Below are 24,119 nucleotides of genomic sequence, written 5' to 3'. Positions count from 1 at the left end.
AACAATAATTTTAACCGATTAGATAAACTGATATTTTCCCTTTCCTTGTCCTTCTACCTTTTTAATAATGCTGATTTTTAGCATTTTTCCAAGCAGATCGGAGGAAGGCGAGGCAGTAAGCGTTAAAATAGCAATAAGGTCAGCGCGGGAAAAAATAGAATAACCGACTGCCAGATATAATTTTTCAATGTGACTGATAGTTTTATATGAAAGCCCTTTTTGATTTGCTAAAACGTCTTTCAGATTTTCAATATCCTGTTTTTTAGGTTGAATATCCTGTTTTTCAGGTTGAATGTCCTGATTTTAAGTTTGAATATTCTATTTTTCGGCAAAAAAGTGCGGTCATATTTTCAAGTGTTTTTCGCGATTATGTAGCTGTTGCCGGATTTACGCCCAAAACCCACCGCACTTTTCTTACAACACCGGAATCTCCGCAAGCGTCCGTCCGTCTTTTAAAAAATCATACATAAACTGCACGGATTCTTTGACGGCATCGGTCATGGGAAAACCGAAGGAAACCAGATCCGGTTGAATGCCCACAAAGATGATTTTTTTAATGTCTTGTTCTAATTGTTCGATTAAAAAATTAAGCGGCATATTATGCGTGCTCATGAAGAACATTTCGGCGATGGCTTCTTTTTCGATAATGCGGATTTTGCCCGGCGCCAGTTCCATATCGGCGGCATCGAAAATCAGCAAAAGTTCGGGTTTGAGTTCCCGCACGATATGCGCCACATTTTCCGGCGCGGATCCGCCATCAAGTGCGGTCCAATTTTCCAACGGATTTTCATTTAACAGCTGATACAGGTACGGACCGGCGCCGTCGTCGCCCATCATGCTGTTGCCGACGGTGAGAATGATATTGTTATTCGTCACGACGTTTCACCATGATATACATCACCGGCTCGCGCTGAATGGAAGCCAAGGTGTCCATTAAAATTTCGGACCATTGCTGATGTTGCGGGGTGAAATGGGCTTTATTTTCGTCCAGCGCTTTCGCCAATAAATTCACATGACTGGAATCAATCACGATTTCGCCGAATTTCATTAACCCTGTAAATTTACGCTTTGCTTCCCCTTCCGGGAAGGCGGCGACAAATTGTTGATAATCCTCGTAGTCGCAAATCAGCAATTTTTTGAAGCAATCAATCACACCCACATGGTGACCGATTGCCAAAGAGTAATACATTACTTGCTGCGCCTGCTCCGGCACTTGTTCTTCGTTTTCGACAAAGCGTTCGTTGAGAAGATAGAAGATTACGGTGGTCATGATACGTCCTTACTGCTTTACATCTAAGCAACAGAGTTGCTTTTGTAGGGGCGGGTCCTGTGCCCGCCCATTATCCAAACGTAAATTCGGGCGGGCACAGGACCCGCCCCTACGGGAGAATGTAAGCCAATAACTTACCCCGAAAACGGCATACTAATGGCATGCAGACGGTTGACGATTTCGCTCAGGCGCGGATCCGCTTCCCGTTCCAGGTATTCCCCTAAACGCACACCGAACGGCACGCTGTCATCTTCCGACATCATCGCCATAAATTGATTGGCGATATTGCCACCCTGGCGATAACCGGCAAGACGACGAGCCTCCCGTTCTAAGCTGATACGCAAATCCAGTGGAATGCCCGGAAAACGCAATTTGGCGTCGGCATTCGGATCGGCTTTTTCCTGTTTGCCTTTCAGTTTTTGATCGAGTAACCCTAACGCCATGGCGAAGCCGTAAATGGTTGCCGCTGGGGTTGGCGGGCAGCCCGGGATATACACGTCAATCGGCACGATTTGATCGCTACCGCCCCAGACGCAATAAAGATCATGGAAAATCCCGCCGCCACAACCGCAAGCGCCGTAAGAAATACAGATTTTCGGATCGGGCGCCGCTTGGTAGGCACGCATTGCAGGGGTGCGCATAGCACGGGTCACCGCGCCGGTGAACAACAAAATATCCGCATGGCGGGGCGATGCCACCACTTTAATCCCGAAACGCTCCGCGTCGAAGGTCGGCGTGATGGTGCTGAAAATTTCGATTTCGCAGCCGTTGCAACCACCGCAGTCCACACGATAGACATACGCCGAACGTTGAATATTCTTCAACAGGGTTTGTTTCATTTTGGCGATATTTTCATCTATGCTGAATGGCGTTGAAATGCCATTGACCGGCATTGGAATTTGTGTGTTCATCGTCTTTCGCCTCCTGCTAAAACTCTTGAATTTTCCACCGCACTTTCTTACCGTTGCTCGATCATTTGTTTGAAATTCAGGCGCACCGGTTCTTTGAAGTCGATGAGTTTCAGCCGCATATTGGATTCCATGTTTGCGGTTTTTTCTAAGCTACCTTGGCGTTTGCATACCGGGCAAGTATGCAACACCGCCAGTTTTTGTTTAACCAAATTCGGGTCATCCAAAGTTTGTTTGAATAAATCAATGGTGTAATTCAGCTCTTTATAGGAAATGAATGGTTGACCGCATTCCTGACAGGCAACGGTCGCAAAGGTGGTTTCCTGATAAAGATCCTGTTTGTTGGTTACCGATAATTCAAAATCCTGCGTTAAGCGAATGGCTTTGGTCGGGCACACTTCTTCACAACGACCGCAGAAAATACAGCGCCCCAGGAATAAAGACCAAGTGCGGTCGCCGGTCACCGGGTCGGTGCGCATGGTTAAAGCGTTCGCCGGGCAAGCCATTGTGCAGGCGGCGCATACGATACATTGATCGGAATTAAGTTCCGGTTTACCTCTGAAATCATCATCCACTTCATAAGGTTGGAACGGGTATTTGGTGGTAACGTCGCCGGCTTTAAATACGGTTTTAAGTAACTTAAACATGCTTCCGCCTCCCTTATTTCAATGGTGAGTTTTTACGTTCGATGCCGTAGCGTTCGATTTCTTTGTAATCCACGGTTTTCGCTTTGCGCTTACGCACATCAACCACGGTGACGCGGTCGGTACAGGAATAGCAAGGGTCGAGGCTACCAATAATCAACGGCGCGTCGGAAACCGTATTACCACGCAACATATAACGCAATGTCGGCCAGTTGGCATAGGTTGCCGCACGACAACGCCAACGGAACAATTTTTGGTTGTCGCCCAGCATTGACCAGTGAATATCTTCACCGCGCGGCGCTTCGGTAATGCCCAAAGCGAAACGGCCCGGCGTGTAATTGAAGCCTTCTTTCAGGATTTCGCCACTCGGCAAGTTATCCACCATGTAATCGATGATATTCATGGATTTAAACACTTCGTTGATCCGCACTTTCACACGGGATAACACGTCGCCGTTCTGTTCGGTGAACAATTCAAAAGGCACATCGCTGTAGCCGGAGAACGGATGCACTTTGCGCACATCGCGGGCAAAACCGGAACCGCGAATCATCGGTCCCACCGGGCTGAAATCACGGGCAATGTCTTTTGCCAAAATGCCCACGCCTACGGTGCGTTGTTCCATGTTCGGCGTGGAAAGCAGAATTTCCGACAAGGTTTTAATTTCCGCACGCATTTCCGCAATCAGCTTGATACATTGCTCACGTTGGTGTTTCAGCATATCGCGACGCACCCCGCCGATGAGGTTGATACCGTAAGTTTTACGAGCGCCGGTCAACACTTCCGCCAAGGTCATGGATTTTTCCCGTACACGGAAGAACTGCATAAAGCCCGTATCAAAACCGGTAAAGTGGCTGGAAAGCCCTAAATTCAACAAATGGCTGTGCAAGCGTTCCACTTCAAGCAAAATCGCGCGGATCCACTGCGCCCGTTTTGGAATTTGAATGCCTAGCGCGCTTTCTACGGAATTGGCGTAGGCGACGCTGTGGGTAAACCCACAAATACCGCACACACGGTCGGCGAGGAAATTCACTTGGTCGTAATCCATGCGGGTTTCCGCCAGTTTTTCCATGCCGCGATGCACATAGAACAAACGGTAATCGGCGTCAATAATGTCTTCGCCGTCCACGAATAAACGGAAATGTCCCGGTTCATCGGACGTAATATGTAACGGACCGATCGGCACGATACGCGCCTCGCCTTTTTCATTGATAAATTCGTAAGTTTCCGTCGCTGTTGTCGGATCGGGGCGCAAGCGATAGTCCATAGAGTCTTTACGTAATGGGTAAAGATCGTCCGGCCAGTCGTCCGGCAACACCAAACGGCGTTGATCGGGCAACCCGACAGCTTTCAAACCGTACATATCGAACAATTCACGTTCGCCCCACACCGCCGCTTTCACTTTCGGCGTGACGGAAGGAAATTCTAAGGTAACGGGATCCACCAAGGCTTTAATGGTGATGAAGGTTTTCACTTCCCCTTCCATGGAAAGCACATAGTACACCGCATAATTGCCGTGAATCGTCCGTTCGTCATTACCAAACACCAACGGCAACCAACCTTCATGTTGATAGTAAAGGTACTCCACCACATCAGGCAGCATATTGGTTTTGATGGTGAGCGTCACCTGATTCGGCGTTGACCACTCCTCGTCCAAAATCGTATTCGGAAATTTAGCATTGACTGCTTCAATATAATTTTTGCCAAGCATTTTGCCCGGATCGACGGATGTATTTTTCGTTAATTCCATTTTTCCCCCTCTTGTCGATCATTTCGCTAAACTTTGCCAAGGTAAAACTAACATATCGCCAAAGGATACTTGTTCGGATCCGAGTACGATTCCGACCGCACTTTTTAATAACTGCAAGATGGGTTCGGCAATATGAATGCCCATTACAAACATTAATAACAAGAGAACCGCCATTGCTACTAATGAGATTTTATTAACGTCTCCCGTTTCAATATTATCCGGTTGTTTTCCTAAAACGGTTTTCAGAATCATTAACGCTAATCCTGCCAACACAATGGTGAGCAAGATTAAGCAGAAAATAACCAACCAGGTTTTTCCCGCATAAATACCTGCAACCGCAATACTAAATTCACTGACGAATACGTTAAACGGCGGTAATCCGCCCAATGCCAATGCACCGCCGGCAAAAAGCACCGCACTTACCGGTGCGACCCGCCATAAGCCGCGGACTTGGTTCATATCACGGGTTTTGTATTTCAATAAAATGTTACCGGAAGCACAGAATAACAAGGTTTTTGCCAAGCTGTGGTTAATGGTGTGCAGCAGTCCCGCAAACACGCCGATAGGTCCACCCAAACCGAAAGCAAAGCTGATTAGCCCCATGTTTTCGATACTGGAGTACGCCAGTAACCGTTTGATGTCGAATTGCACGATGATAAATAACGCGGCAACCAAAACGGAAAGTAATCCGAATACCAACAACAAGGTTTGCGGATAGGAGGAACCGACGGCTTTTGAAACCAAAATGTAGTAACGCAACACCACCAACATGGCACAATTCAATAACACGGCGGATAAAATCGCACTTACCGGGCTTGGGGCTTCACTGTGCGCGTCGGATAACCAAGTATGCATCGGAAACAGACCGCACTTTGTGCCGAAACCGATGAGAATGAACGCAAAAGCGATATACATGAGCATCGGATTTAACCCGGCAGCTTGTTGATTCAACGCAGACCAGAAAATCGCTTGGCTTGGATCCGCCAACAGATTATTTCCGTTCGCAAAGGTTAAGATCGTGCCGTATAAGCCGAACGCCACCCCTACGGAACAAGTGATGATGTATTTCCATGCCGCTTCAAGAGAGGTTTTTTGTTTATAGGTTCCCACCAAAAATGCGGAACTCAAGGTTGTCGCTTCAATGGCGACCCACATAAGAATCACATTATTGGTAATCACGGAAATAATCATAGTGAAAAAGAATAAGTGCAAAAATCCGTGATAATTGCAGAAATCCTTAAGGCTCAGATGTCCCTCTTGTAATTCGGTGCCGATATAACCGATGGAATAAATACCGGCTAAGGTACCGACAACCGCAATTAATCCTAAGAAAATGGCGGAAAGACTGTCGATATAGACCCAATTATTTAATGCACTGATGTCACCTTGAGTAAGTACACCGTTAATAATTTGTAAGGCGAATCCCACCATCAAGATTAAGCCTGTTACATGAAGTGCTGTGCAAATTGTCCGATTTTTTGTCGAGCGACAGGCAAAGCATGCCAAAGCCACGGCTAAAGGTGCGGTCAATAACGCGATTATCCATTGTTCATACATAGCGTTACCCCTTCAAACTCATAAGTTGTTTTGCATCTAATGAATGGAACGTGCGGTAAATTTTATTGACCAGCACCACCATTATGATGACCGCAAATATCGCATCGGTGGCAATTCCGATTTCCACTAATTCTGGTGCTTTATTCGCTAATAAGGCTAAGGTGAGATGAGAACCGTTTTCCATCAAACAATAACCGAACACTTGTTTTACGATATTACGTTGGCTGACGATACAAACCAAACCGAGCAAGAAGTGACTTAAGGACACGGAAAGCGCCGGTTTGAGATGTTCTACCAACGGTAAATCGATCGGGATGACAACAAAGTAGCACAATGAAACAATCACTGCTGTGATCGGGATCAACCAAGCGATATTCATTCCGCCGGGCGTTTGACTTTCGTCAATATTCCGCATGGCGTAAATCAAAATCGCCGGCACCAAAATCACTTTGGTGATAAACGCGCTGATTGACCACATATAAAGTTCGTGCGCCTGCATTTCATAGGCAAGATACACAAACAACAACACTAATACGAAAGATTGCAAGCTATAAAACAATGCCGATTTTTTGGCGGTTCGTACCATAATTACGCAGAGGGAGGTAATAATGAGTAAACTTGCAAGGGCATTTATCATTAACATAGATTCCTCCTTAACCTGCCAAACCCAGCCAATAGGCGGCGATAAAACCAGAACAAACAGACATTACCATCAGCATCACCAACACGACGCTCATAGAAAGCGTAATCGGTTGTGCTTTGGCAACGGCTTCTGACGGTTGTCCGATAACGCATTGTCCGAATTTATACAACAACCAAACGAAGGTTGCGGTGGATTCGATCAAAGCGATAACCATCAATGTCGTGATCCAGCTATATTCATTACCTAACTCAAACCCGGCGGCAAATAACGGGAATTTACTGAAAAATCCGTTAAACGGCGGCACCCCGGCAATTGCTAAGGCGGCAACGCCAAATCCCGCACCGACTACCGGCATGGTACGCATGATCCCTTGTAATAACGGCATTGAACGGGTTCCGGTGGCATAACTTAAGGAACCGGCAACCAAGAAGAACAAGCTTTTTGCAAAGGCATGGTTGAAGATATAGGCAATGGCGGCGACGAAGGCTAATTTAGAACCTAGCGCGGCAAGAGAAATACCGATAAAAATGTAAGACAACTGGGTGATGGTGGAATACGCCAGCAAGCGTTTTAAATCCGTTTGCGGCAAGTACATCAGGAAGCCGTAAATTAAGGTAATCATCGCCATGATGATGCCCACTTCGCCCACAATAGACGGAATTTCACCGGCAGACATGACTGCACGGGCGAAAATATACACACCCACTTTCACCATAGACGCTGCGTGCAAATAGGCACTCACCGGTGTCGGTGCTTCCATGGCGTTCGGCAACCAAATTTGCATCGGCAGTTGCGCAGATTTACCCCAAGCGGCGAACATCACACCGAATAACACGATGGTTTTCGCACTCGGATCCAACTGTTCCAACGCCGTAATGGAGAAGGTACCGGATTTGCTAAATAAATAGGCCGCCGCAATGTATAAGCCGATAGCACCCACATGGGTGATAATCAAGGCTTTCATTGCCGCCGCCATGGCTTTCGGGCTTTGATAATAGCTAATTAACGCCCAAGAACAGCCACCGGTGATTTCAAAGAACAATAATTGTCCCGCCAAGGTGGAGGATAACACCAAGCCCGCCATGGCGCCGATAAAGATGAGCAGGAAGGCGTAAAAACGCGGTAAGCCGTTGTGCGGATGTTCGCGGTTTTTATCGGTTAAATAGCCGCAGGAATATAAGCAAATCAAGAAACCGAGGCTAACTACGGCAAAGCCTATTAAGGTACTGACCGCATCCAGCGTCACACCGAAGATCACGGTTTGATCAAATGCCACCAACTCGTAAGTCACGCTTTGATGACCGCTTAAATACCACTGCCCCGCCAAGGCGCTGATACAGGCAGTGGTTAAGGCGGAGAAAATTGTGGCTAATTTGGCAAAATGCGTTTTATTTAAGCCTACAATAAAGATGCCCACAAACGGCAAAATGATTGTAATCAGAGCTAAACGTTCCATATTTTTTCCTCCTTACAATCCTGTGAAGTAAAACACAAACGCCAACACAGAAATGCCGAAGCCGACAACGGTTAAACGTCCTGTTAACATGAAGCGGGTACGGGAAAGCGTGTTTTCAAACACACAAGCTAACACGAACACCACCAACAATTTCACGAAGAAGAAAACGGCGCCGAAAACGACCGCACTTATACTGAAATCCTGAGCCGCGCCGAATGGCAATAACACGCTCACAAAGATGGCGGCAACCACCATGGATTTTAAGCTCAAGCCGATTTTCAATAAGGCAAGGGATGGACCGGAATATTCGGTCAACGGACCTTCTTGTAATTCTTGTTCCGCTTCCGCCAAGTCGAACGGGATTTTACCCATTTCAATAAACACGGCGAAGAACGCGGCAACCAAGGCAACCACGGTGGCTATCGGGTATTGCCAGCTTTGATCCGCCAGTTGTGTGCCGATCACGGCAAAATTGGTGGAACCGGCGATTAACGCGATGACCAAAAACGCCAACATTAAAATCGGCTCAACCAACACGCCTAAAGTCACTTCACGGCTTGCGCCCAAACTTGAGAAGGTGCTGTTGGAATCCAACCCGGCGATGGAGAAGAAGAAACGGAACAACGCGAATAAATAAATCACGGTGATTAAATCGCTGCCCGCCCCGAAAGGTGAAACGCGGGTAAACAACGGCAAACTCATCGCCACCACCATTACGGTGCTGATCAGCACATAAGGCATGATACGGGACACCGCACCGGCATTATCCGGCCAAATATTTTGCCTTTTCATTAATTTCGCAATGTCGCGATAATCCTGTAACACGCCCGGACCGCGACGGGATTGAATCCGTGCGCGGATCATACGTGAAATACCGGAGAATAACGGGGCAAGGGCAAGCAAAATCAAGGCTTGCACGATGGCTAATACAAACATTCCGGCGGATGTTGCAATTTCTGAAGGTAAAGTAATCATCACCAACCTCCTACATCAACGCAATGGAAAGCAGTAACGCCGCCAAGGCAATGACGAAATACACGCAATACACGCGGAAGTCGCCTTGTTGCAGCCATTGAATTTTGGTCCCCAGCCAAGGGATGAAATGCGCAATCGGCATGGTGACTTTTTCTTCCCAGAACGGTTCGGTTTTGGTTGCGCCTTTGATTAACGCCTGAACGCCTTTGTTGCCTAACGGCGCAGGATCCAACACTTCACGCAAGGTATAAAGCGGTTTGAAGATAGTGCGCAACGGACGGGTAAAGCTGCCGGCAGATGCCGCCATATCCGCTTCATAGGCATAACCGCAAGCCCACGGATTGCCTTTGGCACGATCCGATAATCGTTGATTTTTGGTAAAAGCGTAATAGGTAAACGGCAGGAAGAAGAACGCCAACAGCATGATGGTCACCATCGGGGTAGAAAGCGCCGTATTCGGTTCGGCTTGCGCAACCACAATGCCGTTGTGTGCCAAGGTCATGGTTTCGGTATTGGCAAGTGCGGTGGAAATTTTCGCAATGATTGGAGTAACCACGGAAGCGCCCACGCCCAACAACACGCAACATAACGCCAAAATCGCCATGGCAATCACCATCGGTTTCGGCACTTCCCGTGCATTCGCCGCTTTTTCGCTACGCGGCGCGCCGCCGAAGCTGATACCGTACACTTTCACGAAACAGAGCGCGGCAAGCGCACCGGTTAAGGCAAGCATGATAATGGCAATCGGACCGGCAAGTTTTAACACGAAATCATCGCTTTGGCTTAAGCTGAACAAGGATTGATAAGTAAACCATTCACTGACGAAACCGTTAAACGGTGGCAATGCGGAAATCGCCATGGTACCGATTAAGAAACAAAAGGCGGTATATGGCATTAATTTACCTAAACCGCCCATTAAATCCATGTCTTTGGTATGTAACCGATACATCATGGAGCCGGCACCTAAGAACAATAAGCCTTTAAATACCGCATGGTTCAATAAGTGATACAAACCGCCGAGTAAGCCCACAGTGGCAAGCACCGGATGGTGTGTGGCGATACCGATCATGCCAACACCCACGCCCATCATGATGATGCCGATATTTTCGACGGTGTGGTATGCCAATAATTTTTTAATATCATGTTCGGCAAGGGCGTAAAGTACGCCAAGCACCGAAGACACCGCACCGAAGCCTAACACAATCACGCCGTACCACATATTGGTGGCACCTAACAGATCGATCCCCACTTTCACGATCCCGAAAATACCGATTTTCACCATCACGCCGGACATTAAGGCGGACGCATGAGAAGGTGCCGCCGGGTGGGCTTTCGGTAACCAGCTGTGTAACGGAATCATCCCCGCTTTCGCACCGAAACCGAGGAGCGCCAAAATAAACACGGTAAACGCAAGAGGTTCGGAAAGAGTGGTTTGACGGAAATCACCGAATTCAAAACTGCCTGCATAGCAGTAGAAAATGAAGAAGGCGATCATAATTAATACGGAACCGGCATGAGCAATGAAGAAATACAATAAACCGGCATTCACCGCGTTGTCGTCTTGTTCCGTCAACACAAGGAAATAAGACGCCAACGACATCATTTCAAAAAAGACCAGGAAGTAGAACGCATTATCGCAGGTCACCAAGGCAACCATTGAGGCGATAAACAAATTCATAAAGAAACCCATCGAACCTGCGCCTTTGCCTTTATACTCTTTGACATAAGAGAAAGAGTAGAGTGCGCTCACCACAACCAACAAAGAAATCACACACACCATAAACGCCGCCAATCCGTCAATGCGGATTGAAAAATTGGCAAATTCAAACGGGGTTTGGAAAACATCAACGACAGGGTCGCTGCTGATAAGAACGGGGATGCAGGCAACAATGCCTAAAGCTCCACCAAGTACACCGGTCACGCCGGATATATTGATTGAAAGTTGTTCATTCCGACTCAAAATTAGCGAAATAAACGCACCGACGACATAAATCAACAGGGTCGTGATGAGTAAACTGATTGAATAACTCATAATTTCACTCCATTGATTAACGAGTAAAAAAATTATCTTGGAATAGCAGGTGAAGACATCATTGCCATTTCACGTTTTTTGCGGTTAGCTTCTTGAATACTCTCATCACTGATGATAAACAGGGTTTTGGTCGGACAGGTTTGAACGCACGCCGGTCCTTGTTCACGGAAATAGCACAGGTCGCATTTCACCGCAATGGCTTTCACGCCCGGTTGCCATGCTAGCATATTATGCAATTCCGAATTATCCGGCGCGGTGCGAATGTCACGTTTTACCGCATCAGTGAAAGTGAAACTTTCGTAGTATGCAGGCGCATCGATCGGTACGCTGCCGTGTTGGGTAATCGCGCCGAACGGACAGGCGATACCGCACAGTTTACAACCGATACACAAACTTTCGTTGAGTTGAATGGTGTCGCCTTCATGTGTAATCGCGTGTACCGGGCAAACGGTGGCACACGGCGAGTCATCACAGTGACGACAAAGGATTGGAACGGTTATATCATCATTACGCATGACTTGTAACCGAGGATAAGATTGTAATCCGAAGGCTTTGTGCACTTCGCTACAAGCGGCCATACAGGTGTTGCATCCAATGCAATCTTTCGGATCACCGATAACAAAACGATTCATATTTTCCCCCTATAAAAAAGAGTTAGTCAAATAACCACCCTTTTCATAAGGATACTCTTGCCTAAAAATAAATCACATATAAAAGTTTTTATTCTTTGACAGAGATCATACTTTTTTTCATTTTTATAAAATACAGTAAATACAACAATATAACCGCAGTAAAATAAACTTTATCAAAATGACAACGGTGTTAATGATATTACCGTTTTGTAAAATTTTACTGCGAACATAAATAAGATTTATTATTAAATTCAAACAGATAGTTGAGACGCGGAGTAAAAAAGGAAGGCAACACATGGAAGGCATTGAATTACGCATCAAAGGCAAAGTGCAGGGCGTAGGATTTCGCCCCTTCGTCTGGCTATTGGCGAACCGACATAACCTGCGCGGCGATGTGAACAACGACGGACAAGGCGTATTAATCCGCCTTCTTGCGCCGACGGAACAGCAGCTTAAACACTTCCTGCACGACTTACAAACCCAACTGCCGCTCCTTGCCCTCATCACCGACATTCAACAGCATGAAAAACGCTGGGAAAATCCACCGCACTTTACAGGCTTTGAAATCCGCGAAAGCGAAAACAACGCCATGGACACCCAAATCGTGCCCGATGCTGCCACCTGCCCCGCCTGCTTGAACGACTTATTCGACCGGAACAATCGGCGCTATCACTACCCATTCACTAACTGTACCCACTGCGGTCCGCGCTTTACCATTATTAAAGCCATTCCTTACGATCGCAAAAATACTTCCATGGTGAGTTTCCCGCTGTGCGCCGATTGTGCCGCCGAATATAAAAACCCCGCCGACCGCCGTTTTCACGCCCAACCCAACGCCTGCCCCGTCTGCGGCCCGCACGTTTGGCTGGTGGACAAGCGCGGCAATCTTGCCGATGAAAAAACACCGATAAAAACCACCGCACTTTTATTACAACGAGGCAGGATCGTCGCCGTCAAAGGCATCGGCGGTTTCCACCTGGCTTGCGATGCCACCAACGCCAACGCCGTGCAATTACTGCGCGAACGCAAACGCCGCCCGACCAAACCGCTGGCGGTGATGGTGCCGGATTTGTCTTTTTTAACGGATTTAACGGAAGCGGAAACCACATTGCTGACAAGCACCGCCGCGCCTATTGTCTTGCTGGCAAAACACAAAGTGCCGTTGCTGGCGGAACAGATCGCGCCGAAACTCAACGAAATCGGCGTGATGTTGCCAAGCAACCCGCTGCAACATTTACTGTTACGGGAAGCCAACCGCCCGCTGGTGATGACCTCCGCTAACCCAAGCGCACAACCGCCGATTTTGGGTAACGAAAGTGCGGTCCAAAATTTAAGTGATTTGGCGGATTATTTTCTTTGTCATAACCGCGACATTTTGCAGCGCGCCGACGATTCCTTAGTTCGCGCCGCTTTCGACGGTACGGAAACCCTGCGTCGCGCACGCGGTTATGTACCTGACGAAACCCTGTTGGATCACCACAGTCCGCGCAATGTGCTGGCGCTCGGTTCCGATTTAAAAAACACCTTCTGTCTGTTGCGCCAAAATAAAGCCATCGTCAGCCAACACATTGGCGACACCGCCAACGAAAAAGTGCGGTCACAATTGGAAGCGAATATCGCCCTGTTTTGCCAAATCTACCAATTCAAGCCGGAACTTATCGCCATCGACGCACACCGCGGTTATTTCACCCACGAAGTAGGCAAACAACTGGCGGCGCAATACCAAATTCCTTATGTGGAAGTGTTACACCACCACGCCCACATCGTCAGCGTCATGGCGGAACACCATTGTCATGAACAAGTCATCGGGCTGGCGCTGGACGGCATCGGCATGGGCGAAAACGGGCAACTTTGGGGTGGCGAATGTCTGCTGGCAGATGAAAAAGCCTCGCGCTATTTAGGCGGCTTACCTGCCGTCGCTCTGCCCGGCGGCGATCTTGCCGCCAAACAGCCTTGGCGCAACTGGCTGGCGCATTTACAACAATTTGTGCCAAATTGGCGGGAGCTCGTCGCCGAAACCTGCGCCGATCACGACTGGCAACTTCTCGCCACCGCCATTGAACGCAAAATCAACAGCCCGTTGATTTCTTCCGCCGGACGCTTCTTCGACGCCGTGGCGTTCGGCTTAGGCATCACCCCGCCACAACTCAGCTGGGAAGGCGAAGCCGCCTGCCAATTAGAAGTGCTCGCCGAACAGTCGACACTCGCCCGTTTGCCATTAAACGAAATCGACCTTCCAATCTTAATGCCGTTGAACAATGAAAATAAATTAGATCTCGCCGTCTTCTGGCAAACCTGGCTCGCCCTCAACGCCTCCGCGGCCGACAAAGCCTTTATCTTCCATTACGCGTTGGCTGAAGGCTTCGCCATTCTCGCCTGCCAACAAGCCGAACGCCACGGTTGCAAAACCATCGTGTTATCGGGTGGCGTATGGCATAACCGATTATTACGCCGATTGGTAAGAGAAAATTTAGCAGAATTTAACGTGTTAAGCGCCCACCAATTCCCCATGGGCGATGGCGGCTTGAGTTTGGGGCAGGTAGTGATTGCCGGTCAATTCAGCGAATCAAAAACAGAATAGTTCAAAATATTACAGTTGTATGCAATACGGTGGTTCACACATGAAGCGTTCAAAACATCGTTTATATTTCAATCTTGTAAAATGAGTGTCAAAATCTCTCGGAGAAACAATATGCCATGGAAAGAAATGAATGCTATGGAGCAAAAAATATTATTTATTAACACATGCCTCTCAAAACTTGGGCAGATAAATTTTCCCATCAGCTTATGCGCTGTATGCTATAAAGTGAACCTCATCGCGAATTAACATCTCACGCCAACGGGCAAGCCGATAGACAACCTTGGTTAGTCTGTATAATCGGTAAATCCGTTTCCTTTAATTGCCCTAATTATCTTTCAGCTCCATGGCAGTAAAATTGAGCTTGAGTAAGCTTGTTGCAATATGGCAAGCCATGTTTTGATTAGCGTTTCTTTTCACTTTTCCGGTTTAGTATGTAGATGGTTCGATGTTTGAACCCGTTGAATAATGTTTACCCATGAAAATCTGCACTTTAATTAGTTGGTCGTAGTGTCCAACTTTTGGGGTGCAGATCAAAGTGCGGTTATTTTTCACCGCACTTTAATTGATTAGCTAAATTTCTTGAATATTGCTTTGGTCTGCTCACCTTTCTCTTCCCGCTCAACATCTTTTTCCAGTTCAGGAAGCACTTCTTCACGATACCATTTCGGATGGTGTTTTTTCGCCCAGCGAACAGTTACCCAACCTTCCACGATACCGGTGATGGAACCTTTTACCCAGAACGCCATGTACATGTGTACCAAAATACCGGTAAACAGCATAAAAGCACAGGCAGAATGCAGCAAGATGGCAATGCGTAGCACCGGAATGGAAAAGTGGTGTGAGAAGTATTGACGCCACATGATGATACCGGAACCCATTAAGGTAAACATGGCAAGGATCAGTGTCCAAAACAACATTTTTTGACCCAGGTTATATTTTCCGTTATCGGCAACGGCATGTTCATTACCTTTCAACACTTCAACAATGCCTTTCATCCAGCGAATATCGTTTTTCTCCGGAATATTGTGATGCAAATATAGTGAACATAAGAACACGAATGCAATAAACATCAAAATACCGGTGAACGGGTGAATGGCACGTGCCAGTTGCGGCGTACCGAGAATTTCCGTTAACCAGGCAAAATCGGGGAAGAAGAACGCCACCCCGGTAAATGTGGTTAAAAAGAAACTGATCACCAAGAACCAGTGACTTAGACGCGCAGGGACTCGATGGCGAATGATACGGGTATTATTGGTGATTTCAATTTTACTCTTATTCATCTTGAGTGCCCCCGCGCTCATCTTCACATTCTTCATGATGATCTTCCACATCTTCCTCAATATTCGGACCTACGACGAGGTAGTGACCGATTTCAGCAAGCGCCAAGCCTCCCATGGCAACCGCTGCGATCGGTTTCAGAATGTCTTTCCATAAGGTGACTGTCGGGTCGATGTGTGGATCCTTCGGCAGACCGTTATACAACTCCGGTTTGTCGGCGTGGTGTAATACATACATGACATGCGTCCCACCAACCCCTTCAGGGTCATAAAGTCCGGCGTTTTTGTAGCCACGGGATTTTAAATCGGCAATGCGTTGCTCTGCATACACTTTCATTTCTTCTTTGGAACCGAAACGAATCGCACCGGTCGGGCAGGTTTTCACGCAAGCCGGTTCTTGACCGACGGAAACACGATCTACACAAAGAGTGCATTTATAGACACGGTTATCTTCCGGATTCATGCGTGGAATGTTAAACGGACAGCCGGCAATGCAGTAGCCGCAACCGATACATTTATCGGATTGGAAGTCCACAATTCCGTTAGCGTACTGAATAATCGCCCCCGGCGACGGACAGGCTTTTAAGCAACCCGGCTCGGTGCAGTGCATACAACCGTCTTTACGAATTAACCATTCTAAACGATCATTTTCTTCCACTTCATTAAAGCGCATGACCGTCCATGCTTTTGCGTTAAGATCTACCGGGTTATCATAGATACCGACACATTGTGCATTGACATCGGAACGAATATCGTTCCACTCCGAACAGCCTACCTGGCAGGCTTTACAACCGATACAGGTGGTGACGTCAATCAGTTTGGCCACTTCTACCTTGTGATCACGTGCACGTGGTGCCGGAGTTAACCCTGAAGTTGCGGAGATCTTAATAACATCCTGCGTTTGTACATCCATTGCTCTCATATTATGCGGCCTCCGCTATTTTTTCGACATTCACCAGGAAAGTCTTATATTCAGGGGTTTGTGTCACTGATTCACCCCAAGATGGCGTCAACGTGTTGGTTGAGAAACCTCTGTTACCTTTGCCATTTAATACTTTCATATTCCAGTGAATCGGAATGCCTACATGGTGTACCGTTTTTCCGTTAACTTCCAATGCTCTCAGGCGTTTGGTGACCACAGCAACAGCTTTAATATAGCCCCGTTTGGAGGTGATACGTACCATATCGCCTTTTTGGATACCTTTTTCTTCTGCCAATTTTTCACCGATTTCCACAAATTGTTGCGGTTGTGCGATGATGTTAATGGCAGATTGCGCGGTCCAACTGTGGAAATGTTCGGTTAGACGATAAGTTGTTGCCACAAACGGATATTCTTTATTTGAGCCGATAAACTCGCGATCTTCTTTGTAAATACGCACCGTCGGATCTGATACCACATTCGGATGAAGCGGATTCGTATCAATCGGACTTTCAATCGGTTCATAGTGTTCCGGGAACGGTCCGCTATTAATTTTATCAACGGCAAATAAGCGTCCAACACCTTCGGCTGACATCATAAATGGTCTGGTATCGGAACCTGGTGGTTGAGTGCCGTAGTCGGCAATATCAAACCAGTTCCAGTTTTTACCGTTCCATTTGATCAGTTGACGGTGTTTATCCCAAGGATTACCGTTAATATCCAAAGAGGCGCGGCTATAAAGCACGCGGCGGTTTGCTGGCCATGCAAAGCCCCAACCAAGAGTACAACCTAAACCGGACGGATCGGAATTATCGCGATTTTCCGTTTGGTTACCTTTCTCCGTCCATTGACCGACATATAACCAGTTCCCGGAGGTTGTCGTACCGTCATCTCGCAAGTGGGCAAAAGCGTTCAGCAATTGCCCTTTTTTGTACATCAGATTGCCGTTGGCATCGTATAAATCTTCCAACGCATAACCGTTCAGTTCTTTGGCTAATTCTGTCGGTGACGGAGAATGCGGAATGTCATAGTTCCAAGTCATTGCTTCAAATGACTCAATACCGCGACCACCTTCGCTCTTGTAAAGCTTATGCATTTCTTCACGAATCATGGAGAAAATATCCGCATCCGGTAAGGCTTCACCCGGTTGGTCACAGGATTTTTGGTGCCATTGCGCCCAACGACCGGAGTTCGCGATGGAACCGTCTTCTTCTGCGAAACAGGTGGTCGGCAAACGGAAGACTTCCGTTTGAATTTTGGAAGAATCTACCTCGTTGGATTCGCCGAAGTTTCTCCAGAATTCGGAACTTTCGGTTTGTAGCGGATCCAACACGATCAAGTATTTCAACTTACTCATACCGGCAACGGTTTTGTTTTTGTTCGGCAAGGAGTTCAATACGTTGAAACCTTGTAAAATCCAACCGTGCATTTCGCCATCGTGCATCATTTTCACATGGGTAATCGGATCATATACGCGATCCACTTTTGGAAGATAATCAAAGCCCCAGCTGTTTTCTTTGGTCGCTTTATCGCCATAGAAGGTTTTCATCATACTAATGAAGAATTTCGGCGTATTACGATAGTAGTTAATTTGATTCGGCACGATGTCTTTCGGCGTAATCGCATTAATAAACTGATCGAATGAGCTTTCTTTTTCTGTCGGTAAACGCATATAGCCCGGCAGCATGGTCGGTAATAAGCCCATATCGGTAGTACCCTGTACGTTAGAGTGACCGCGCAAGGCGTTAATTCCGCCCCCCGGCATACCGATATTGCCCAATAACAATTGGATCATCGCCATGGAGCGAATATTTTGCGTACCGATAGTGTGTTCGGTAAAGCCTAACGCGTACAAATGCGTCATGGTTTTATTTGGTGCAGAGGTTTTACCGATTTCTTCACAAATTTGTAAGAACAGTTTTTGTTTTACACCGGTAATATTTTCAACCACTTCGGGCGTATAACGGGCTACGTGTTCTTTCAAGACATTAATCACGCAACGCGGATCCTGCAACGTCATATCACGTTTCGGATGGCCGTTTTCATCAAATTGATAATTCCAAGTCGATTTTTCGTAACTGTGTTTTTCCTCGTTAAAGCCTGAGAATAAACCGTCTTCAAATTTGTAACCTTCGTTTACCAAATAAGAGGCGTTAGTGTAATGTTTTACATATTCATGCTGAATCTGATTGGTTTCCAGCAAGTAACGAATTACACCCATTAAGAATGCAATATCGGAGCCGGAACGAATTGGTGCATGTAAATCGGCAACAGAAGCCGTACGGTTGAAGCGCGGATCCACAACGATGATTTTCGCACCGTTTTTCTTCGCTTCAATTGCCCAACGGAAGCCAACAGGGTGGGCTTCGGCAGGGTTACCGCCCTGAACAAGAATAAGGTTGGCGTTTTTGATATCAACCCAGTTATTTGTCATGGCACCGCGACCAAATGATGGAGCAAGACTTGCTACCGTTGGTCCGTGTCAAGTATTCGCTTGGTTACATACCGGTAGCATCCCCAACATTCGAATCCACTTATGAGTTAGCAGCGCGGCTTCATTACTGATTGCCGATGCAGTCATGATACCCGTAGTGGTCCAACGGTTAACGATATTGCCCGCTTCATTTTTCTCGACAAAGTTGGCATCGCGGTCATCTTTCATCAGGCGGGCGATGCGCTTAACCGCATCATGCCAGGAAAGGCGTTCCCATTTGTCGGAACCTGGTGCGCGATATTGCGGATATAAGGCGCGGCTTTCACTATTGACAAAGTCTAATGCGCCGGCACCTTTAGGGCACAATGCGCCACGACTGATCGGGTGATCCGGGTCACCTTCAATATGGAATAATTTAGAACGGGTATTGGTACTCGTATGACTACTTAATGTATTGGATGGTGTCCCTGTACTGTACATCAACATACCGCAGCTTACGGCACAGTAAGTACAGGTTTGGCGTGATTCTTTGGCACGCAATAATTTATATTCGCGTGGTGCCGCCAAGGCCGTTGATGGCGCAAAGCCTAACATCGCAACGGATGTTCCCGCCATTCCTCCGGCACAGACCTTAAAGAATTTTCTTCTACTGATCTGCATAAATACTCCCCACATCGACAAAGAATGTTTTGTCGACCTCTTTTTTGATAGTTATAAATTCGTATCTGAGTAGATAATTTACGATCGGTTTTGTTAAAATCACATGATATTTAAGCAAAATCGAAGCTAAATAAATGATGTGATATGTTAAATATCTGTTATACATTTGTTAGCGGTGGGTAGAATACCTATTTTTTCTACGGAAATCTATAAGTAATAATAGTTATAATGGGATAAAATTTTGAACTGGATCACAAAAAAAGTAATTTTTTTTATCAAAAAATTAATAAATGAGAAACAAAATCAAAACACAATCATCACCTCCGAGAAACAAGAAACCCTCGCAAAAGAGGTGCCTGTGGCGCTGGTTTATAATGATATTTCCCATACGGTAATGATGTGTTCGCCCCGTGATTTAGAGGATTTCGCTATGGGATTTTCGCTATCGGAAGGCATTATTGAAAAACCGAGTGATATTTATAGTATTGATATTGAAGAAGTTTGTAATGGTATTGAAGCCAGAGTCGAATTAGCCACCCGCTGTTTTGTGGCGCTGAAAGATCATCGCCGCACCTTAACCGGGCGAACCGGTTGCGGCATTTGCGGCGCAGAGCAGTTGCAACAGGTTTATAAAAACGTCGCCAAATTAGACCGCACTTTAACCTTCGATGTGGCGCAGCTGGACGATTGTTTAGAGCAATTGCAGAAATCGCAGGAACTGGGCAAACAAACGGGTTCCACACACGCCGCCGGTTTCTTTTCTTTGGAAGGGAGCTTGCTTGCTATTCGGGAAGATGTGGGGCGTCATGTGGCGTTGGATAAATTATTGGGCTGGCACGCCAAAGCAGGGAAGCCGCAAGGTTTTATCGTCGTCACCAGCCGTGCCAGTTATGAAATGGTGCAAAAAACCGTGTCTGTCGGAGTAGAAATATTGGTGGCGATTTCGGCTTCCACGGATTTGGCGGTGCAAATGGCGGAGCAATATAACTTAACCCTGATCGGTTTTGCCAGAGCAGGGCGCGCCACAGTTTACAGCGGCAGAGAACGGTTACGGATTTGTGATTAATGCTGCCTTGGACTAAAATAACGTCATGTATTTACGGCACTTTTTCCTATGAATAAAAATAAACGTCCTACCTTACAAGACATTGCCGATTATCTTGGCATCACGAAAATGACCATCAGCCGCTATTTGCGCAATCCCGATTCCGTGGCGAACGGCACGCAGGCGCGCATTGCGGAAGCCATTGAACGTTTCGGCTATATTCCTAATCGCGCGCCGGATATTTTGTCGAATGCTAAGAGTCGGGCAATCGGTGTGTTGGTACCGTCGCTGACCAACCAAGTATTCGCCAATGTGATTCGTGGTATTGAACAGGTGACCGATAAAGCGGGCTATCAAACTATGTTAGCGCACTATGGCTACAGCGAAGAAAAAGAAGAGCAGCGCATTGAAAGCCTGCTTTCCTATAACGTAGACGGCATTATTTTGTCGGAAAGTCATCATTCCGAAAGAACCAAAAAAATGCTGAAAATAGCGAATATTCCAGTGATTGAAATTATGGATACGACCGAAGTGGGCATTCAGCAAGTCGTCGGCTTTGATAATATTGCGGCGGCACAGGCCATGGTGGAAACCATGATTAATCGCGGACATCGCAATGTGGCATATTTTGCTGCCCGTCAGGACAAACGCACCCGATTACGTCAACAGGGCTATGAAAATGCCATGACAAAGCATCAATTAACGCCACAGGTGATCGCCACCAAAGCGCATTCTTCTTTTACCTTGGGCGGAGAATTGTTACATCAGGCGCTCGCCAAATTTCCACCGTTGGACGGCATTTTTTGCACCAATGATGACATCGCCATCGGCGCGATTTTCGAATGCCGGCGTTTAGGTATTAAGGTTCCTGCACAAATCGCCGTGGCAGGCTTTCACGGACACGACGTGGGGCAATCCATCACGCCGCAACTTGCCACGGTCATCACGCCGCGTCTGGAAATCGGGCGAATTGCCGCGCAGGAATTACTGGCGCGCATTAACGACATCCCGGCGCAAAGTGCGATTATTAACTTGGGTTATCAGATTCATTTGGGCGAAAGCATTTAAAAGTGCGGTAATTTTTTCAAGCGTTTTTCAATCGCAAAAACACTTAGAAAAACAACCGCACTTTTTGCCTTAGGAAAGATAAGGTTTCAGTGCCTGAACGCAACGCGCTACAACCTCTTCAAAAGAGGCGTCAATATCGATGGCGATCACATCCGGTTCATCCGCCCCCGGCACTTCCAGCGTATCAAACTGACTTTTCAACATGGATTCTTTCATATAATGCCCTTTGCGTTGGCGCATACGTTCCAGAATCACATCATAAGATCCTTGTAAAAAGAGGAACTTCACATTGCGGTTGCCGTGACGGATTTGGTCACGGTATTTCTTCTTGAGGGCGGAACAAACGATAATGCCCATCTCGCTTTTTTGCTCCAGGCTAAATGCTGCATCGCGAATACGCTCCAACCAAGGCGCCCGATCTTCATCATTGAGCGGATGTCCTTCGCCCATTTTTATGATATTGGCGCGCGGGTGCAGATCATCGCCATCAATCAGTTTTATCTCCAAACGACGTGCTACTTCCGTCCCCACTGATGTTTTTCCTGTACTGGAAACTCCCATTAAAATAATGCTTTTGCCTGTTGCCATTGTGATTTCCTTTTTCGTGAAATTCTGAATCAGCTTAGCTTAACGTAAAAATGTTATCGGTAACAATATTTATATGATAAAAAATGCCATTCATTGCTGAATATGTCGCATAAATATAATTTTTTGTGATTGTGATCACATTTTTAAATGCTGTTTATTTACCAAAAGTCGGCAAAAAGGTATGTTACCGATAACATTATCAACATAAGGAATTATTATGTTAATTTTTATTATGATCGCAGCAGTGCTTTTACTTCTGCTATTAATTATCAAATTTAAAATGCATGCCTTTGTGGCGTTAATTTTAGTCAGTTTATTGACCGCACTTGCCGCAGGAATTGCCGTGGATAAAATCCTGCCGACCATGTTAACCGGCTTCGGTAACACCTTGGCGTCCGTGGCGTTATTAGTCGGTTTGGGTACCATGATCGGGCGTTTATTGGAAGTCACCGGCGGGGCAAAAGTGCTTGCGGATACGTTGATTAATAAATTCGGCGAAAAGAAAGCGCCTTTTGCGCTGGGGATTGCCGCGTTGCTGTTCGGCTTCCCGATTTTCTTTGATGCCGGTCTGGTGGTCATGTTGCCTATCGTCTTTAGTGTCGCAAAACGTTTCGGTGGTTCCGTCTTGCGTTATGCCTTCCCAGTTGCCGGTGCTTTTGCGGTCATGCACGCGTTTTTACCGCCGCATCCGGGTCCGGTGGCTTCCGGTGATTTACTCGGCGTGAATATGGGCTTGATGGTGATTGTTGGCTTAATTTGCGCGATCCCGACCTGGTACATCGGTACTTATTTGTTCAGTATGTACATCAGTAAAAAATTTTTTGTGGAACTGCCGAAAACCTTTTTGAACACCGCCGCCATCAGCGAAACCTCCGTGCAAAATCCACCGGCGTTTGGGCGCGTTCTGTTTATTTTGGTTTTACCGATTTTCCTTATTTTGTTTGATACCGGGTTAAATACCCTCAGCGTGGCAAAAGTGATTGACGGTTCTTCCTTGTGGGTCGAAAGCCTGCGCCTCATCGGCAAAACCCCGATCGCGTTATTAATCACATTATTAATTGCCATTGCCTTATTGCGCGGAGAACGCAGTTATGAACAAATCGAAAGCCTTTGTAACAGTGCGCTGGGACCGATTTGCTCCATTATTTTAGTGACCGGTGCGGGCGGTATGTTCGGTGGCGTATTGCGCGCCAGCGGCATCGGCGATGAGTTATCCGCCATGTTGTCAAATACCGGTATGCCGATCATCATCACCGCCTTTATTATTTCTATGGCATTGCGTGTGGCACAAGGTTCGGCAACGGTAGCCCTGACTACTGCAGCCGCATTAATCGCCCCGACCGTTGCCGCCGCAACCGATCTCAGCCAATTGGATTTATGTTTTATCGTGATTGCCATTGCCTCCGGCGCCACCGTATTCTCCCATGTGAACGACAGCGGTTTCTGGTTAATAAGCCGTTTCTTGGAAATGGACACCAAAACCACGTTAAAAACCTGGACCATGTTGGAAACCTCCATCGGTTTTGTCGGTTTTATTATCGCTTTAATCGGTAGCATTATTTTCTAACATCATCCATTATCCATTTATTTAAAGCGCATCATGATGGTGCGCTTTTCCATATAAAAAACCATCGTGAAAAACCACCGCACTTTTCCCCGTCCTTTTCTTTCATTGTATTTTGA

Annotated in this window: 19 protein-coding genes; 4 read left to right on the top strand and 15 right to left on the bottom strand. The window is 46.8% G+C overall.

The window, feature by feature from the left end:
• Positions 1 to 414: 414 nt before the first annotated feature.
• The 11 genes from hycI to LIN98_RS09255 form a co-directional block, all read right to left on the bottom strand.
• Positions 415 to 876 (bottom strand): hydrogenase maturation peptidase HycI, encoded by a 462-nt coding sequence (gene hycI / locus LIN98_RS09305; RefSeq protein ID WP_014167912.1) that lies wholly within the window; start codon positions 874 to 876, stop codon positions 415 to 417.
• Positions 866 to 1,270 (bottom strand): formate hydrogenlyase maturation HycH family protein, encoded by a 405-nt coding sequence (locus LIN98_RS09300; protein ID WP_005569880.1) that lies wholly within the window; start codon positions 1,268 to 1,270, stop codon positions 866 to 868. Before LIN98_RS09300 ends, hycI begins: the two co-directional genes overlap by 11 nt.
• A gap of 134 nt (positions 1,271 to 1,404) precedes the next feature.
• Complete coding sequence (locus tag LIN98_RS09295; protein WP_005547344.1) at positions 1,405 to 2,181, bottom strand: NADH-quinone oxidoreductase subunit B family protein; 777 nt, start codon at positions 2,179 to 2,181, stop codon at positions 1,405 to 1,407.
• Positions 2,182 to 2,228: 47 nt separating this feature from the next.
• Positions 2,229 to 2,825, bottom strand: a complete 597-nt coding sequence (locus LIN98_RS09290) for a formate hydrogenlyase complex iron-sulfur subunit (RefSeq protein ID WP_005569883.1) — start codon at positions 2,823 to 2,825, stop codon at positions 2,229 to 2,231.
• A gap of 13 nt (positions 2,826 to 2,838) precedes the next feature.
• Positions 2,839 to 4,569, bottom strand: coding sequence for a hydrogenase large subunit (locus tag LIN98_RS09285; protein ID WP_005567268.1), 1,731 nt, complete (start codon positions 4,567 to 4,569; stop codon positions 2,839 to 2,841).
• Positions 4,570 to 4,587: 18 nt separating this feature from the next.
• Positions 4,588 to 6,126 (bottom strand): hydrogenase 4 subunit F, encoded by a 1,539-nt coding sequence (locus tag LIN98_RS09280; protein ID WP_005567269.1) that lies wholly within the window; start codon positions 6,124 to 6,126, stop codon positions 4,588 to 4,590.
• Positions 6,127 to 6,130: 4 nt separating this feature from the next.
• Entirely contained in the window at positions 6,131 to 6,769 is a 639-nt protein-coding gene (gene hyfE, locus LIN98_RS09275; protein ID WP_005547333.1) for a hydrogenase 4 membrane subunit, read from the bottom strand.
• A 10-nt stretch (positions 6,770 to 6,779) separates the two neighbouring features.
• Positions 6,780 to 8,225: a hydrogenase 4 subunit D gene (locus LIN98_RS09270; protein ID WP_005569885.1), complete on the bottom strand. Its 1,446-nt coding sequence runs from the start codon at positions 8,223 to 8,225 to the stop codon at positions 6,780 to 6,782.
• Between the two features lie 12 nt (positions 8,226 to 8,237).
• Positions 8,238 to 9,200, bottom strand: coding sequence for a respiratory chain complex I subunit 1 family protein (locus LIN98_RS09265; protein ID WP_005567275.1), 963 nt, complete (start codon positions 9,198 to 9,200; stop codon positions 8,238 to 8,240).
• 10 nt (positions 9,201 to 9,210) lie between these two features.
• Positions 9,211 to 11,232, bottom strand: a complete 2,022-nt coding sequence (hyfB, locus tag LIN98_RS09260) for a hydrogenase 4 subunit B (RefSeq protein ID WP_005569887.1) — start codon at positions 11,230 to 11,232, stop codon at positions 9,211 to 9,213.
• Positions 11,233 to 11,264: 32 nt separating this feature from the next.
• The gene (locus LIN98_RS09255) at positions 11,265 to 11,864 is read right to left on the bottom strand and encodes a 4Fe-4S dicluster domain-containing protein (protein ID WP_249856114.1); all 600 of its coding nucleotides are present in this window, start codon (positions 11,862 to 11,864) and stop codon (positions 11,265 to 11,267) included.
• Positions 11,865 to 12,159: 295 nt separating this feature from the next.
• Between LIN98_RS09255 and hypF the strand changes: the two genes are divergently transcribed.
• Positions 12,160 to 14,445, top strand: a complete 2,286-nt coding sequence (gene hypF, locus LIN98_RS09250) for a carbamoyltransferase HypF (RefSeq protein ID WP_005567279.1) — start codon at positions 12,160 to 12,162, stop codon at positions 14,443 to 14,445.
• A gap of 566 nt (positions 14,446 to 15,011) precedes the next feature.
• Here hypF and LIN98_RS09245 read toward each other — a convergent pair.
• Genes LIN98_RS09245 through fdnG form a run of 3 tightly spaced genes read right to left on the bottom strand, consistent with a single transcriptional unit; the run spans position 15,012 to position 19,735 of the window.
• On the bottom strand, positions 15,012 to 15,725 hold the full coding sequence (locus tag LIN98_RS09245) for a formate dehydrogenase subunit gamma (RefSeq protein ID WP_005569889.1): 714 nt from the start codon (positions 15,723 to 15,725) through the stop codon (positions 15,012 to 15,014).
• Positions 15,718 to 16,644 carry a formate dehydrogenase subunit beta gene (gene fdxH / locus LIN98_RS09240; RefSeq protein WP_005542207.1) on the bottom strand — a complete coding sequence of 309 codons (927 nt, stop codon included), beginning with the start codon at positions 16,642 to 16,644 and terminating at the stop codon, positions 15,718 to 15,720. The genes LIN98_RS09245 and fdxH overlap by 8 nt, the downstream gene beginning before the upstream one ends.
• Position 16,645: 1 nt before the next feature.
• On the bottom strand, positions 16,646 to 19,735 hold the full coding sequence (gene fdnG / locus LIN98_RS09235) for a formate dehydrogenase-N subunit alpha (RefSeq protein ID WP_142951951.1): 3,090 nt from the start codon (positions 19,733 to 19,735) through the stop codon (positions 16,646 to 16,648).
• A 241-nt stretch (positions 19,736 to 19,976) separates the two neighbouring features.
• Between fdnG and fdhD the strand changes: the two genes are divergently transcribed.
• Together fdhD and gntR are read left to right on the top strand one after the other, a co-directional pair.
• Entirely contained in the window at positions 19,977 to 20,801 is an 825-nt protein-coding gene (gene fdhD, locus LIN98_RS09230; RefSeq protein ID WP_249856113.1) for a formate dehydrogenase accessory sulfurtransferase FdhD, read from the top strand.
• Between the two features lie 48 nt (positions 20,802 to 20,849).
• Positions 20,850 to 21,848 carry a gluconate operon transcriptional repressor GntR gene (gene gntR / locus LIN98_RS09225; protein ID WP_005565320.1) on the top strand — a complete coding sequence of 333 codons (999 nt, stop codon included), beginning with the start codon at positions 20,850 to 20,852 and terminating at the stop codon, positions 21,846 to 21,848.
• Between the two features lie 69 nt (positions 21,849 to 21,917).
• On the opposite strand, the gene LIN98_RS09220 is transcribed toward gntR, so the two are convergent.
• A complete protein-coding gene (locus LIN98_RS09220) occupies positions 21,918 to 22,436 on the bottom strand; it encodes a gluconokinase (protein ID WP_005556305.1) in 519 nt (172 codons plus the stop codon).
• A 217-nt stretch (positions 22,437 to 22,653) separates the two neighbouring features.
• Between LIN98_RS09220 and LIN98_RS09215 the strand changes: the two genes are divergently transcribed.
• Positions 22,654 to 24,003, top strand: a complete 1,350-nt coding sequence (locus LIN98_RS09215; RefSeq protein ID WP_148326121.1) for a GntP family permease — start codon at positions 22,654 to 22,656, stop codon at positions 24,001 to 24,003.
• The last annotated feature ends 116 nt before the right edge of the window (positions 24,004 to 24,119 follow it).

The sequence above is a fragment of the Aggregatibacter actinomycetemcomitans genome, from assembly GCF_023518055.1.
Lineage (GTDB): Bacteria > Pseudomonadota > Gammaproteobacteria > Enterobacterales > Pasteurellaceae > Aggregatibacter > Aggregatibacter actinomycetemcomitans.
The sequence above is the reverse complement of the archived record's forward strand: the minus strand, read 5'-3'. Positions and strand labels throughout refer to the sequence as shown.